The sequence below is a fragment of the Arenibacter palladensis genome (genome assembly GCF_900129275.1).
Classification (GTDB): domain Bacteria; phylum Bacteroidota; class Bacteroidia; order Flavobacteriales; family Flavobacteriaceae; genus Arenibacter; species Arenibacter palladensis.
The window spans coordinates 23,119-36,291 of record NZ_FQUX01000004.1; the positions used below are offsets into that span (position 1 = coordinate 23,119).

The following is a 13,173-nucleotide window of genomic DNA, read 5'->3' on the forward strand; positions in this document are numbered from 1 at the left end:
AATTTAGTTTCTTAGCTTTATAATAGACCCCAAAGTTTCGCGAACAGTGTTTTCAAGTCCAACGAAATCCTCGTTGTTCAATATTTCTTTACTAATAAGTTGGGAACCTAGTCCTACGCAGGTTACACCGGCATCAAACCATGCCTTTAGGTTGGCAACTTCAGTAGTGACCCCTCCTGTAGGCATAATGCTTGTCCATGGTTGTGGGCCTTTAATGGCCTTCACAAATGAAGGGCCATAGGTAGAACCTGGAAACAATTTTACGATTTCGCAACCCAATTCCTCGGCATTGTTAATTTCGGTAAGGGAACCGCAGCCTGGAGACCAAAGAACTTTTCTCCTATTGCAAGCGATGGCAATATCTTCCCTGAGCGATGGTGTTACTATAAAGTTGGCTCCTATCTGCATATATAGAGATGCTGCGGCTGCGTCTGTAATGGAGCCTACCCCGAGGACCATACCAGGAAGTTCCTTTATGGCGAATTTGTTAAGGGCAGAAAATACTTCGAAGGCGAAGTCGCCCCTAGCCGTAAATTCCATCAATCTTGCACCGCCGTCGTAGCAGGCCTGTAAAACCTTCTTACCCAATGCTATGTCTGAATGGTAGAATAAAGGTACCATCCCGGTCTCCTTCATTATAGTAGCTACTTCTATTCGTGTATATTGTGCCATATAATTTTATCAGTTTTGGTAATCTTCCAAGTATTGTATTGGACTGTTGGCTTTGATCAAAAGTTTATAGGTATTTACACTGCCGTTGCCTATGACAATGTCAGAGTAAGTAGTTGGTAAATACAAATAAATCCGGGAAGAGCCTATCGGCCTATGGGTTCCCGGATTTATTTACTTTTTTACTTATTTTTTTCTATTTTCTTAAATTCCTAAACCTTGTCCACCACCTATTTGGATAGTTTCGGCCGTAAGGAAAGCAGCATCCTTACCAGCTAAAAACGAAATTACAGAGGCTACTTCTTCAGGTTGTCCCAATCTTCCTAACAAAATATTGTTTTTCCAGGAAGCGAATACTTCTGGTTTGGTAGATTTAATTTCAGTATGGAAAGGGGTATCAATGGTACCCGGGGATACTGCATTTACCCTAATCCCATATTCGGCAAGATCTTTGGCCAAAGCCCTGGTTATGGCATGGACACCCGCTTTGGATGTTCCATAAATTCCTGCTCCAGGTCCTCCGGCATTCCAACCTGCAATGGAAGTGTAGTTAATGATGGTAGGAAGATCTCCTTTTTTTAGATACGGTATGGCAGCCCTTGATGCGAAAAACACTGAATCCAGGTTTAATGCCATTACAAATCTGTAAAACTCAGTGGTCATTTCTTCAAACCTGGATCTTCCTCCAAGGCCACCGGCATTGTTGACAAGGACATCAATCTTTCCGTATTTCTTGCCAATTTTATTAATGTTTGCCGTTACCTCGTCTTCTTTGGTAACATCAAATCCGTAATATTCAGCCGTAATACCTTCCGCAGTAAGCTCTTTTATTCTTTTAGCTCCCCCTTCATCATCTATTCCGTTCAATACTACCGTATATCCGTCTTTACCCAGTCTTTTTGCTACCTCAAACCCGATGCCTCCTGTAGCTCCTGTGATTACTGCAATTTTTCCATTTGAATTACTCATATTCCAATTTTTATATTATTAAATTTTAAATTATTCTACTGACTTTATATTTTTCGCGAAATAATAAATAGATCCTACTCCTAGTGGAACAAAAATGGCTATGGCCACAAAAATCGGCGTATAGGAAACTTTTGCAATTACCGGAACCAAAAAGTTCATGATAATTACGGAAAATACGCCTACCATACCACCCAGACCAGCCAATGAACCTACGGATTTACCACTAAAGAAGTCGCTTGGTAGGGTTTGGATGTTTCCAATGGCAAACTGAAAACCGAATAGTACAATAAATACGATTGCAACAAATTTTTCTGGTGTATCAGCAAGCAATATAGTGGCAATAAGGCCCAATACCATAATAATTCCTCCAATGAAAATGGTAGTTTTCCTACCCTTATTTATGGAATTTGTTTTAGCAATGATAACACCTGAAACGTATCCTCCTGCAATACTTCCGATAGCCGCACCTACGTAAGGAACCCAGGCAAACATTCCCACTTCTTTTACATTAAAGCCATACACGTCAAATAAATAAATGGGCATCCAGCCTACAAATAGCCACCAGATGGGTTCTAGAAAAAACCTACTTGCCACAATGGCCCAAGATTCCTTATAGGATAGTATTTCTTTAAGGCTTAACCCCTTTTGCTCCTCAGTGGCATTTTGATCGGCTATACTCTGTCCTTCAGAAATATACTTTCGTTCCTCTTCCGTTATCCATGGATGCTTTTTTGGTCCCGCTTTATTGATCATCAGCCAAGGAATAATCCATATTAGTCCTATGGCACCCACTATTATAAATGTCACTTCCCAGCCATAGGCCACAAAAAGAAGGGCTATTAGTGGCGGTGCTATAACAGAGCCAATGGAGGCGCCGGCATTAAACAACCCTTGGGCAATGGCCCGTTCTTTTATTGGAAACCATTCCGCATTACTTTTAACGGCACCTGGCCAGTTTCCTGCTTCTGATAAACCTAAGGTAGTTCTGAAAAATGCCAAAGATAAAAAGCCCCTTACGGTGGAGTGCAATAAGGTGGACAAACTCCAAATTCCTATGCTTATTACGTATCCAATCCTTGTACCAACTTTATCGAAGAGTTTGCCCGAGAATAATTGACCCAAGGCATAAGCCACCATAAATATGTTTAGTATGTAACTATAGTGATCTTTGGTTAGGCCCAAAGAATGCGATATGGAGCCTTCAACATTCTCATTACCCCACATAATGGACAAAGCACTTCTGTCTATATAATTAATAACAGTTGCTAAAAAGATAAGACCGATAATGAACCAACGTAATCCTTTAATTTTCATAGTATTTTGCTTTGCTTTGGTTTGTATTGTTGTTGCTAAGTCATTTATAGGTTATAGAAAGTAAGCGGACGAAATATCCGTGCTATTATAATACTGGAATTATAGCTGAAAAATTTGGGAGTATTTAAATTGTAATTTTAAATATCACACTATTCCATGGTATTGATCCTAGTATTATTTCCCTTCAGATTATTTTTTACAAGGCGATAAAAGTGTGCGATTTTATCCCTTGGTAATTTTTCTTAATCTTTAATGTTATAACAGTATTGATATAGCATTTTGAAATGTACCTTCATTTTTTCCTTTGCCAATTGGGGGTCCTGTTTCTTTATCGCTTCATAAATATCCCTGTGCTCTTGAATTCCTATAAATGCTATATTCTTGTCGCAAACGTGATATTTGGTAAAGTTGGTAATGATCTCCGGTGTTATGGTCAGCATGAATGTATTAATGGTACTATTCCCACTTGCCTTGGCTATTGCCAAATGGAACAAGAGATCTTCCTGCACCGCATCTTCCCCGTTCATTACTTTTGTAGCATAAGCCTCCAAAGCCTCCTCTATTTCTTTCAATTCTTCCTTGGATCTTCTCAAGGCCGCCAATCTAACGGTTTTTAGCTCCAAAAGTATCCTTGTCTCCACCAAGGATTTGAAATCTGGTTTTTCCAATCTAAGAATATCAGTGATCATTCCATTCAATGCCACGGAGCCAATATCGGCAACAAAAGTACCGCTCTGCGGCTTTGACTTTAACAGGCCATAGAACTCCAAGGTCTGTATGGCTTCCCTTACACTGCTTCTGCTCACTCCAAAATTTTCGGAAAGCTTTCTTTCCGACGGTAATTTGTCCCCTGGTTCCAGGTTCTTGTAATTTATATAATCCCTGATCTTGGATATAATTTCTTTCTGAATTGCGTCGTTTTCGTTTTTCGGGAGAATTTCTATTTTCATGCTAATCTTGTTATTTCTTAAATTGGTTAACCAGATTGGTTTGTCAAATTTAGGCATAAAACGCAATTGAGAAAAATATAACTCACTTATAATTCCTGCCTTCTTGCATTAAAGTTGCTTTTTGAAAAAAATTTACTGGCCTGACATCAAGCCAGTAAATTTCAAAAACAAAACTAACTAAACTACTAGTCCTTTATGGGTGTGGTCCCCAGTATGGATATGGATTTATAAATTGAACTTTTGAAGGTTCTTTTTCCATTTCATAAAACCACGACCCCTTAAATACTTTTTCGCCCAAGTCTGAAGATAATTCATTGCTCTTGAAGTAATATCCAAAAGTATCGCCTAACTACAAATCTCCACATTTAGACCTTTGGTATATAGGGCATGTTTTACCCTAATACCGGAACTTTTAATTAATATCCATCGTTTTGGGTAATAACTCCGTCGCTAGCAAGAATTTCCGAGTTTGGTATTGGGAAAACATGGTAATTACTACTAATCGTTTGTCCCATTTCTGCATCTACTGTACCAGTTCTTACCAAATCGAACCATCTATGTCCTTCAAGGGCCAATTCCACTCTTCTTTCGTCAGCAATTGCTTGTCTAACGTCGGCTTGCGAACTTATTGTTCCGGTTAAACTATTTAAACCCGCTCTGGTTCTTATGGGATCCAGCAATGGCAGTACGGTTGATGCAGGAGCGCTATTTTCATTCAGTGCTTCGGCGTACATTAGGATAACATCGGATAACCTCATTTCTATAAAGTCCTGGTCAAGAGCTCCGGTATATTTATTACTACCATTCATATTATCGGTATCAATAGTAAGAGCCTTTCTTAAATCGGTACCTCCACCACCAGCACTACTGGCGTCAAAAGCGGCAATTAAGCGTGGATCTAGAGGCGTAAGCGATTTTGTATCGGCCCCGCTAAACCATCCTACAAAGGTAGTTTGTGATCCATAAGCATTCGGAACTGAAGTTGATAATTGGGTTGCGAAAATGATTTCTGAATTACCATCTACCACAACGTTGGCATAGTCGCTTTCCAAACTAATCCCTGCGGCGGCTGCACCGTTGACAACAGCAGCAAGCATTGTAGCAGCTTCGGGGAAATTACCTCTGTACATATATACTTTTCCGAGAAAGGCTTGAGCGGCTATTTTGGACGCACGCCCACTTGACAATCCAGAATTGTCCAAACCGGCTATGGCTGCCTGAAAGTCTGGTATGATTACGTTATTGTACACGTCGGCAGCCGGTTGTCTTGTTAAAATGGACAAATCCGATGGGCTGGGGGAAGGAGATAAATTCACTGTAACATCTCCAAAAACCATCACCAATTTAAAGTAGGACAAAGCTCTTAGGAATTTGGCCTCAGCAATCTCAGTGGCGTCAGTTGAATTATCAATAACATTATTGGCACTTAAGATGGCCTTGTACATATTGCTATAGAATGGTCTAAAAAATTGCTCAACCAAATCTAAACCTCCTAAATCTGCGTTGTAGGTGTCAAATGACGTATATGGGCTTTCTAACATTAACATATTGTCTGCCCTAAAGTCGCCCATCACACCCATTGGGGTTGAACCACCGGTCTGATAGTGATACGCTGCGTTCAAAACGGGTCCAAATTCCTCCAAAGCACTGGATTCAAGTAATAAGGGTGGTGTTTGATCCAAATCGTTATCACATGATGTTAAGATCAAGACGGACACTATTGCTAGATATATAGTTTTCATTTTTTTCATGATTTCTTAATTAAAAATTTACGTTAAGACCCAAAGTAAAACTTCTTACGATAGGGCTCGCACCTTCTTGGTATCCGTAGGTGGTTGGACCCGCATAGCCATCATTTTCGATCTCTACACCTTCAGGGTTATAGGAGGTATAATCGTCTGCCATTATGTACAATAAATTGGTAGCTGCAAGATATATTCTCATAGAACTTAGGCCAATTTTGTCCGTTAAATCCGAATTAAGGGTATACCCTAGGGTTAGGTTTCTCAAGGCAGCATAGGAAGCATCTTGAATTCCTGAACCATGTGCATTTCTGGTCTCCTGATAGAATTTGCCACTGGCATCGGCAATACCGTCATTATTGGCGTCAAAACTGGACTTTAATCTACCACCAAATTGTGATTTCCAGTAAATTGGGTCAATATTGTAAAGTTCTGCTCCTTGAGATCCTTGCAATTGGAATGAAAAATCAAAATCCTTAAAGTTCATGGAACTTGAAAGTCCCCAATAAAAATCGGGCGTAGCGGATCCTAATTTTACGTAATCACCTTCGTAGGTAATTTCACCATCTCCGTTCTGGTCAACAACATACCATTCCGAACTGCCAAATCCAATGCCTCTGGTTGGATCTGACATGTGAATGGTTTCAACCTCACCAGTTACTTCATACCCCCACATTTCTCCAATTTCACCTCCTACATAGTTTCTAAACTCAGGACCTCTACCACTTGGTCCACCGTAAATCTGCCTGGGCAGTTCGGTCAATTCACCTAGATTGGTAATTTCTGATTCCACCGTTGATAAATTGGCGTTGACATCCCAAGAGAAGTTTTGACTGGTTACTATTTTTGCATTTAATTCAAACTCCAATCCTGAACTTGTTACATTACCACGATTAAGCTTTATAGCAGGTGTTCCAAGAACTTCGGAAACACTTTGATTGATCAACATATCTTTTACATCGGAAGTATAGTAATCTACACTAAATCTAAGTCGGTTATTAACAAAACCTAAATCAACACCATAGTTTGTCTCTTTATTGGTTTGCCAAGTTAAGTCTGGGTTTGCTATATCTTCAGGAATTAGAAATCCTGTTCCGAATGCTGTTGGCGAGGTACCTAAAATACTTAAGGAGTTGTATGAACCTAAGAAAGAAGCAGTACCTAAAGACCCCGTACTAAACCTAAGTTTAAATAGGCTAAACGCATCGGCATCTCCAAAAAAGGATTCATTGTGAATATTCCAACCCAAGGATAGTGCTGGGAATACTGCGTATTTTTCATTGGCTCCAAATCTTGAATCGCCATCCCTTCTAATGGAAGCCGATAGTAAATAACGATCATCGAATGCATAGGCAATTCTTCCAAAAAAACCATTTCTTGACTGCGTCTCATCTACCTCGTTGGTAATTACATCTGCAGGGTCGAAAAAATCATAATTCAATGGAAGAGCATATGGTACGTTGGATCCGTTGGATGTAATTCCCTTATAATAGGTGTTTACAAATTCCATACCTGCAACGGCAGAGATGTCATGCTTGTCAGCTAGTACTTTTGCATAACTCAAAGTAGTTGTACTTAAAACAGTAGATTTTTTTAAATTCGAGATATCCAATTCAGTTTGATTGGAACGTTGTTGGCCATCGGTCAATATTCCGTGATATACATAGGTCTGGGTGTCTTCAAGATCCGCTCCGAAAACGGTTTTTAAATTCAGACCATCTATGATCTCATATTGTAAATAAGAGCTCACATTTCCGAAATATGTCTTTTTCCATCTCCTCGAATTGTCAAATTTAGCGGCTACACCTGCATCTCCTGTTCCTCCAATACCGTTTTGGTTTCTACCGTATTGCCAATCGTGAACTACATCACCAGGTTTCAAATCATAGATACTAGTAGGATCTAGGCCAATACCTCTATAATCTTGGTCAAATGACCTGCCAATGTTATTTCCAGTAAAACCAGAATCGAATAATGCCTGTCTATTACGATCCAATTGTTGAACGAAATCTATGGAGGCTTGTGTATGGTAAATAGGACTAATGCTATAGGCTCTCAACAGATCCCTCATTTCCCAAGGAACAATATCTTGTTTGCCATAATAACCATTCATACTCAATCCAGCCTTTAGTTTGGAACTCAAGTTGGCATCTAGGTTCATACGTCCATTGTATCTTTCATAACCTTGCCCTTTTACAATCCCATCGGTTTTCAAGTAACCAAGGGAGGCAAAGGCTTTTATGTTTTCAGAGCCTCCGCTTACACTGAAATCATGATTGGTTGTGCTACCATTTTTGAAAAGCCAATCTTCAACACTTACTACATCGGGCGCATTGGCGTATGCGTCCAATCTATATTGTAATAAACCTGGATCGGTTTCGGAAAGATCGTACGCACTAGTTTGTAGCTCACTGGCCCATTCCCCTGCAGTCTTAAGCATCTCAATATCCTTTACATACTTGCTTGAAGTACTTGCGTACGAATTGTAGTTAAAATTAACTTTTCCTGCTTTTCCTTTTTTGGTAGTTACCAAAATAACACCATTGGCACCCAAAGATCCATAAATAGCAGCGGAAGCGGCATCCTTTAAAACCTCCAGGCTTTCTATATCGTTGGGGTTGACGGTTGCCAGATTACCTGAAATTGGATACCCGTCCACTACAATTAACGGACCAGAGTCACCCGAAACAGATGAAGCAGCCCTAATTTGGATCTTTGGATCCGCGCCGGGCTCTCCACTTTGATTTTGAATCCTCACCCCGGATAACTTACCTGCCAGAGCATCATCCACACGGGCTACTTGAACAGCAGCAACCTCATCTCCGCCTACTTTGGCTACGGCTCCGGTAAGATGTGATTTTTTTACAGTACCATAACCAACTACTACAACCTCATCTAGCTGGCTTGCATCTTCTTGGAGGGTGATATTCAATTGCTCTTGATTTGTAATGGTTATGGATTGGGTAACAAATCCCAAGGACGAAAACTGTAGTACGTCCCCATTTTTTACCATAATTTGGTAATTTCCATCAAAGTCTGTTGCCGTACCGGTAGTAGTATTGGCAATAATTACATTCACTCCAGGTACTGGGACCTTGGCAGCATCTGTTACCGTTCCGGACAGCATACGTCCATCCTGGGCGAACAGTGCAATGTTGAATAACAATACTACTGTTAGAATTAAATTAGTTTTGAATTTCATTAGTGATTTAATTAAGTTAGTAACAATTGATTAATTATGGCTCAAATGCCATTGGTTTCTATAATGTGATATTGTTCACATTTAATCCTTCAACTTACTTAAACATTTGGCTGCACTAATATTTAATGAAATTGCTTATTTTTGCAGTAAATATGTTTATAGTAATATTTGCATGTTTTGGTATTACTTCCCTTCAGAATGAAGTAATCTTTTTACAAAAGGATGGGTGTGCGCCCGTCCTTTTTTTTGGTCAAATCCTATGGTTTATTTTCGAGTGTTTTTCTGTTGACATGGTTCTTATTTTTTAGTTTCTTTTGGTAAACCAAATTGGTTAACCAGTTTGGTTTACCAAATATATGTTATTTAATTGTTAATTAAAAATTTAATTGCAAATTTTGTATGTTAAATTTTTGGAGGTGATAATTTAGGGGTGTATAAATTATCAATTTCGCATTGAGGCTGTTTTATGAAAAGACAAGTCCGCCGTTAATATCGATGTTTGCACCTGTAATAAATGATGTTTCGGATGAAGCCAGGCAAGCCACTGCATTTGCAATTTCGTCCGCCGAGCCTTCCCTGCGAAGTGGGGTCATTCCCGCTACTTTCTCCCGTACCTCATCTGTAGTGAAGGTATCGTGAAAGGTGGTGGCGATCATACCGGGACAAAGGGCATTTACGCGAATATTTTTTGGGCCTACCTCCTTGGCCAGACCTCGTGTAAAGGTCATAATAGCTCCTTTTGAAGTTGCATAGGCTATAGATCCTCCGCCCCCGCCGTCCCGACCGGCTTGGGAGGCTATATTTACTATAGAGGCACCAGATTTCATATGGGGCAGCACTGCTTGTGTTACAAGAAAGGTTGAGTTAAGATTTAATTTTATCACCTTGTCAAAAAAAGCTTCGTCCATCTCCGCTAATGTCTTTCTGGCCACTAGGCCACCGGCGTTGTTTACCAAAACGTCTATAGTTTCTCCATAGTTGCCAATGGTTTCCTTTATGAGTTTGTCTACTTCAGATTTCTTGGTCACATCCGCCTTGACAATTATTGCTTCGCCACCGGCCGATTTAATTGCGTTAAGAGTTTCTTTGGCATTTGCCTCGTTACTGTAGTAATTTACTACAACCTTGGCGCCTTCCTTGGCCAATTTTATGGAAATGGCCTTTCCAATATCCCTAGTACCACCAGTAACAATGGCTATTTTTCCTTTTAAATTCATATGTGTTGTTTATGGCATTAAGTCTTCCCAAATAGGGCGGTTTTTTAATTATTACTTCTTATCTCCAAAATAAGATACCGCTCCACCGCTTAAGAAATCTTCCCTTACAGGACTAAATGTGTCAATTAGTATCCCTTCTTCCAAACAAACTGCACTGTGCAATAGATTCGGTTCAATATAAACTCCATCTCCTGCTTCTACAATTTTCTTTTCTCCATTAATTTCAAATTCAAATTTGCCTGAAGCACAATAGGTAGCTTGGGTATGAAAATGTTTATGTGGGGAACCTAATGCTCCTTTTTCAAACTTCACTTTTACCATCATGATTTGGTTATCGTACCCCAAAAACTGTCTTGATACTCCTCCTCCAAGTTCTTCCCATTCCATTTCTTTTGTGGTGATGTACTTTTCACTAAATCGTTTCATTGTTTTTTGATTTTAATTAGTCATTATTCTTTTTTTAATAACGGTCAACTCTTTTATATGAATCAAATCGATTTACTTTGGGGGTGTGCCCTGACCTACGGTTGCTTCCCTAAACCATACTTCCGTAAAACATCCGTTTTCGTATTGTTTGGCGATATCACCTCCGTAGGTTTCCGCACCTGAAAACCAAACCATGTTGGTTTCTGGACTTTTTCCATTGGTCTGGTTATATGCGCCTTGTTTAAAATAATTCAATTCTCCACTATAGGCAGTGGCACGTTCAACGGCGTCTTGCCCTATGGGGGCGAATAATTGCTTCATCTGTTCTGGGAAGTCCGACTTTTTTACATATTCTGATGAAATCAGATTTTTGGTAAATGTTTTGGTTTCGTGATTTTCACTTTTGAAGGTTAGATACATGATTCCCTTATAAACATTTACTTCATAACTAAATTCTTCACCTAATTCAATGCCATTTTTAGGTTCAGCAGGAAAGTCGTTTTTACCTTTCCCAATGACGGACATATCGTTCCCCCAAACGGCATAGGAATGTTCCCACCGGCCTGAATTATCATCCCCTACTGGATTGATTTCATAATTCCAAAAAACGGAACCCTTGGTGTGACCAGGAAATTTCTTGTAGAATATTTTAAGAGGTTCATTTTCATGTCCCTCACCACTGTGAATTTGCCCGACAACAGTTGAATAAGAGGCAGCTACTCTGGCATCGCCAGAAATGGAGACCTGCATCACCTTGCAGGTGCCTGTTAGTTTGCCACCTTCTTCAGGAAGCCATTCTCTTTTTTCGTGTAGCTCGGTTCTTGTATTACTGGAGTTTTTTGACGTGACACCGGAATTGGGAGTTTTGTAGACTACCCAGCGCCTTGTACCGTCTATTACAGTGTAGAAGAAATCTTTGTGTTCGAACTGCGTGATATCTTCTACCTCCTTACCGTTACCCAGCAATATTTTAAATTTATCCATAAATGGAATCACCTCATTGGGATAGACCGTTTTAGTACTTAGGCCATCATTTGCTTCGAAATAACCTGCATTTGAAATGGCATCATCGCTGATTGTAATATCCGCTGATTTAAACCATACCTCAGCGTAATTACCATCTGCATATTGTTTTTGTAGATCACCACCATGGGTTTCGGCACCAGAACACCAGACTTTATTTATTTTAGGGTCTTTTCCGTTGGTTTGGTTGTACGTGCCCAATTTAAAAAATAGGCCCTCACCGGTATACGCTTCTTTGCGCTCCAGGCCATCCTGCCCTATGGGTACAAATAATTTCTTGGTTTGCTCTGGCATGTCCGAACGATTTGCATATTCAGAGGAAATAAGATTTTTAGTGAATTTTTTGGTTTCATGGCCTTCACTCGTGAATGTTAGATACATCATACCTTCCTTAATAACTACTTCATAAGTGAATTCTTCACCTAAGGCAATTCCGTCAACTGGTTCAGGTGGATAGGTGTTTTCATCAGTACCGACAACAGAAAAGTCATAGCCCCATATTGGATAGGAGTAATCCCATCTTTTGGAATTATCATCACCTGCAGTATTTATTTCGTAATGCCAAAAGACAGAACCTTTTTCATGCCCAGGAAATTTTTTATAAAAGATTTTAAGTGGTTCATTTTCATGCCCATCTGCACTATGAATCTGACCAACTACTACTGAATATGTTGAAGCAACGCGGGCATCGCCGGTAGTTGACACGTTCATTACCTTTAGGGTCGCTTTCATAGTAGCATCTGTCATTGGCGTCCACTTCTTTAATTGGGCCAATTCGGTTCTTGTATTGTTCGAGGTACCATGGGTATTTCCTGCATTTGGAGTTTTAAATACCACCCAATCCCCTTGATCATCACTTGCAGTATAAAAGAAATTCTTGTTCTCATAGTCAATAGCTTGGCCTACATTAGAGCCATCACCTAGGATCAAATTCCAATGTTGGAAAAATGGTATGATTTCGTTTGGACTACGACCTATAGCTGAGTTTTCAGAATTGTCTATAGATTCTTGTTTTTTGTTTTCTTTACAGCCAATAAATAGCAAAATGGTACTCATCATGAATAAATAATGTACCGAAACCGAATTGAATATTTTAAAGTTCATATTATATGGATTATGTTTTCTATAAAAACCGTAAAAAGTCATTTTTTTAACGGCTAGGATAATTTCTTCAACAATCTAAAAGAAACCTTCTATCAGATAGTTTTACCTGCACTTCTACGATAATGAAAGCCATTAAAAAACATAGCGAAAGTAATTTTGTAAAAATTGGTTTACCAGATTGGTTTACCAAAAATACGCAAATTTGTGGAACCACCAAATATTTAACATTAAATCGATCTGTTTTATCTTTAATTAATAATATTCTATCTATGAAATTGCTAATTCGGCAAATGCGAATTTTGCTCTGAACGCGAATTGTATAGGGGGTATTTAAAAAAAATTTGGAAATAAGGTTCTTCATTCCAAAATACCACTGGACTAAGTGACCTTTTTTATTAAATTGGAAGCCATGGTATTACATCGCTTGGATGAATTGCAGCTTTTGAATCTTCACTACTAGACTTCTTAGCGGTAATAGGACAGCTATTTGGGCTGGTACGAACAATTCGCAATTTTGGAGGCCATTTTAATTGGTTTTAATTTTAGTTTATTTCTTT

General features: G+C 39.3%; 9 protein-coding genes. All 9 read right to left on the reverse strand.

The genetic code is table 11. The features are described 5' to 3' along the window. Positions 1–3 precede the first annotated feature (3 nt). Positions 4–672: a bifunctional 4-hydroxy-2-oxoglutarate aldolase/2-dehydro-3-deoxy-phosphogluconate aldolase gene (locus BUA60_RS12330; RefSeq protein WP_072862115.1), complete on the reverse strand. Its 669-nt coding sequence runs from the start codon at positions 670–672 to the stop codon at positions 4–6. Positions 673–873: 201 nt separating this feature from the next. Then, positions 874–1,638 carry an SDR family NAD(P)-dependent oxidoreductase gene (locus BUA60_RS12335; RefSeq protein WP_072862117.1) on the reverse strand — a complete coding sequence of 255 codons (765 nt, stop codon included), beginning with the start codon at positions 1,636–1,638 and terminating at the stop codon, positions 874–876. A 30-nt stretch (positions 1,639–1,668) separates the two neighbouring features. Beyond that, complete coding sequence (locus BUA60_RS12340; protein ID WP_072862119.1) at positions 1,669–2,952, reverse strand: MFS transporter; 1,284 nt, start codon at positions 2,950–2,952, stop codon at positions 1,669–1,671. Between the two features lie 242 nt (positions 2,953–3,194). Beyond that, positions 3,195–3,902: a FadR/GntR family transcriptional regulator gene (locus tag BUA60_RS12345; RefSeq protein WP_072862694.1), complete on the reverse strand. Its 708-nt coding sequence runs from the start codon at positions 3,900–3,902 to the stop codon at positions 3,195–3,197. A 416-nt stretch (positions 3,903–4,318) separates the two neighbouring features. Then, positions 4,319–5,653, reverse strand: coding sequence for a RagB/SusD family nutrient uptake outer membrane protein (locus tag BUA60_RS12350; protein WP_218587925.1), 1,335 nt, complete (start codon positions 5,651–5,653; stop codon positions 4,319–4,321). Positions 5,654–5,663: 10 nt separating this feature from the next. After that, positions 5,664–8,846 carry a SusC/RagA family TonB-linked outer membrane protein gene (locus BUA60_RS12355; RefSeq protein ID WP_072862121.1) on the reverse strand — a complete coding sequence of 1,061 codons (3,183 nt, stop codon included), beginning with the start codon at positions 8,844–8,846 and terminating at the stop codon, positions 5,664–5,666. A gap of 464 nt (positions 8,847–9,310) precedes the next feature. Continuing rightward, positions 9,311–10,063: an SDR family NAD(P)-dependent oxidoreductase gene (locus BUA60_RS12365; protein WP_072862125.1), complete on the reverse strand. Its 753-nt coding sequence runs from the start codon at positions 10,061–10,063 to the stop codon at positions 9,311–9,313. 51 nt (positions 10,064–10,114) lie between these two features. Beyond that, the gene (locus tag BUA60_RS12370) at positions 10,115–10,489 is read right to left on the reverse strand and encodes a cupin domain-containing protein (RefSeq protein ID WP_072862127.1); all 375 of its coding nucleotides are present in this window, start codon (positions 10,487–10,489) and stop codon (positions 10,115–10,117) included. Between the two features lie 72 nt (positions 10,490–10,561). After that, positions 10,562–12,616, reverse strand: a complete 2,055-nt coding sequence (locus BUA60_RS23440) for a polysaccharide lyase family 7 protein (RefSeq protein ID WP_084532605.1) — start codon at positions 12,614–12,616, stop codon at positions 10,562–10,564. Positions 12,617–13,173 lie beyond the last annotated feature (557 nt).

What these genes read in the sequence shown, in the direction of transcription:
- BUA60_RS12330 (WP_072862115.1), bottom strand. Translation starts at nt 672, where the DNA reads ATGGCACAATATACACGAATAGAAGTAGCTACTATAATGAAGGAGACC.
- BUA60_RS12335 (WP_072862117.1), bottom strand. Translation starts at nt 1,638, where the DNA reads ATGAGTAATTCAAATGGAAAAATTGCAGTAATCACAGGAGCTACAGGA.
- BUA60_RS12340 (WP_072862119.1), bottom strand. Translation starts at nt 2,952, where the DNA reads ATGAAAATTAAAGGATTACGTTGGTTCATTATCGGTCTTATCTTTTTA.
- BUA60_RS12345 (WP_072862694.1), bottom strand. Translation starts at nt 3,902, where the DNA reads ATGAAAATAGAAATTCTCCCGAAAAACGAAAACGACGCAATTCAGAAA.
- BUA60_RS12350 (WP_218587925.1), bottom strand. Translation starts at nt 5,653, where the DNA reads ATGAAAAAAATGAAAACTATATATCTAGCAATAGTGTCCGTCTTGATC.
- BUA60_RS12355 (WP_072862121.1), bottom strand. Translation starts at nt 8,846, where the DNA reads ATGAAATTCAAAACTAATTTAATTCTAACAGTAGTATTGTTATTCAAC.
- BUA60_RS12365 (WP_072862125.1), bottom strand. Translation starts at nt 10,063, where the DNA reads ATGAATTTAAAAGGAAAAATAGCCATTGTTACTGGTGGTACTAGGGAT.
- BUA60_RS12370 (WP_072862127.1), bottom strand. Translation starts at nt 10,489, where the DNA reads ATGAAACGATTTAGTGAAAAGTACATCACCACAAAAGAAATGGAATGG.
- BUA60_RS23440 (WP_084532605.1), bottom strand. Translation starts at nt 12,616, where the DNA reads ATGAACTTTAAAATATTCAATTCGGTTTCGGTACATTATTTATTCATG.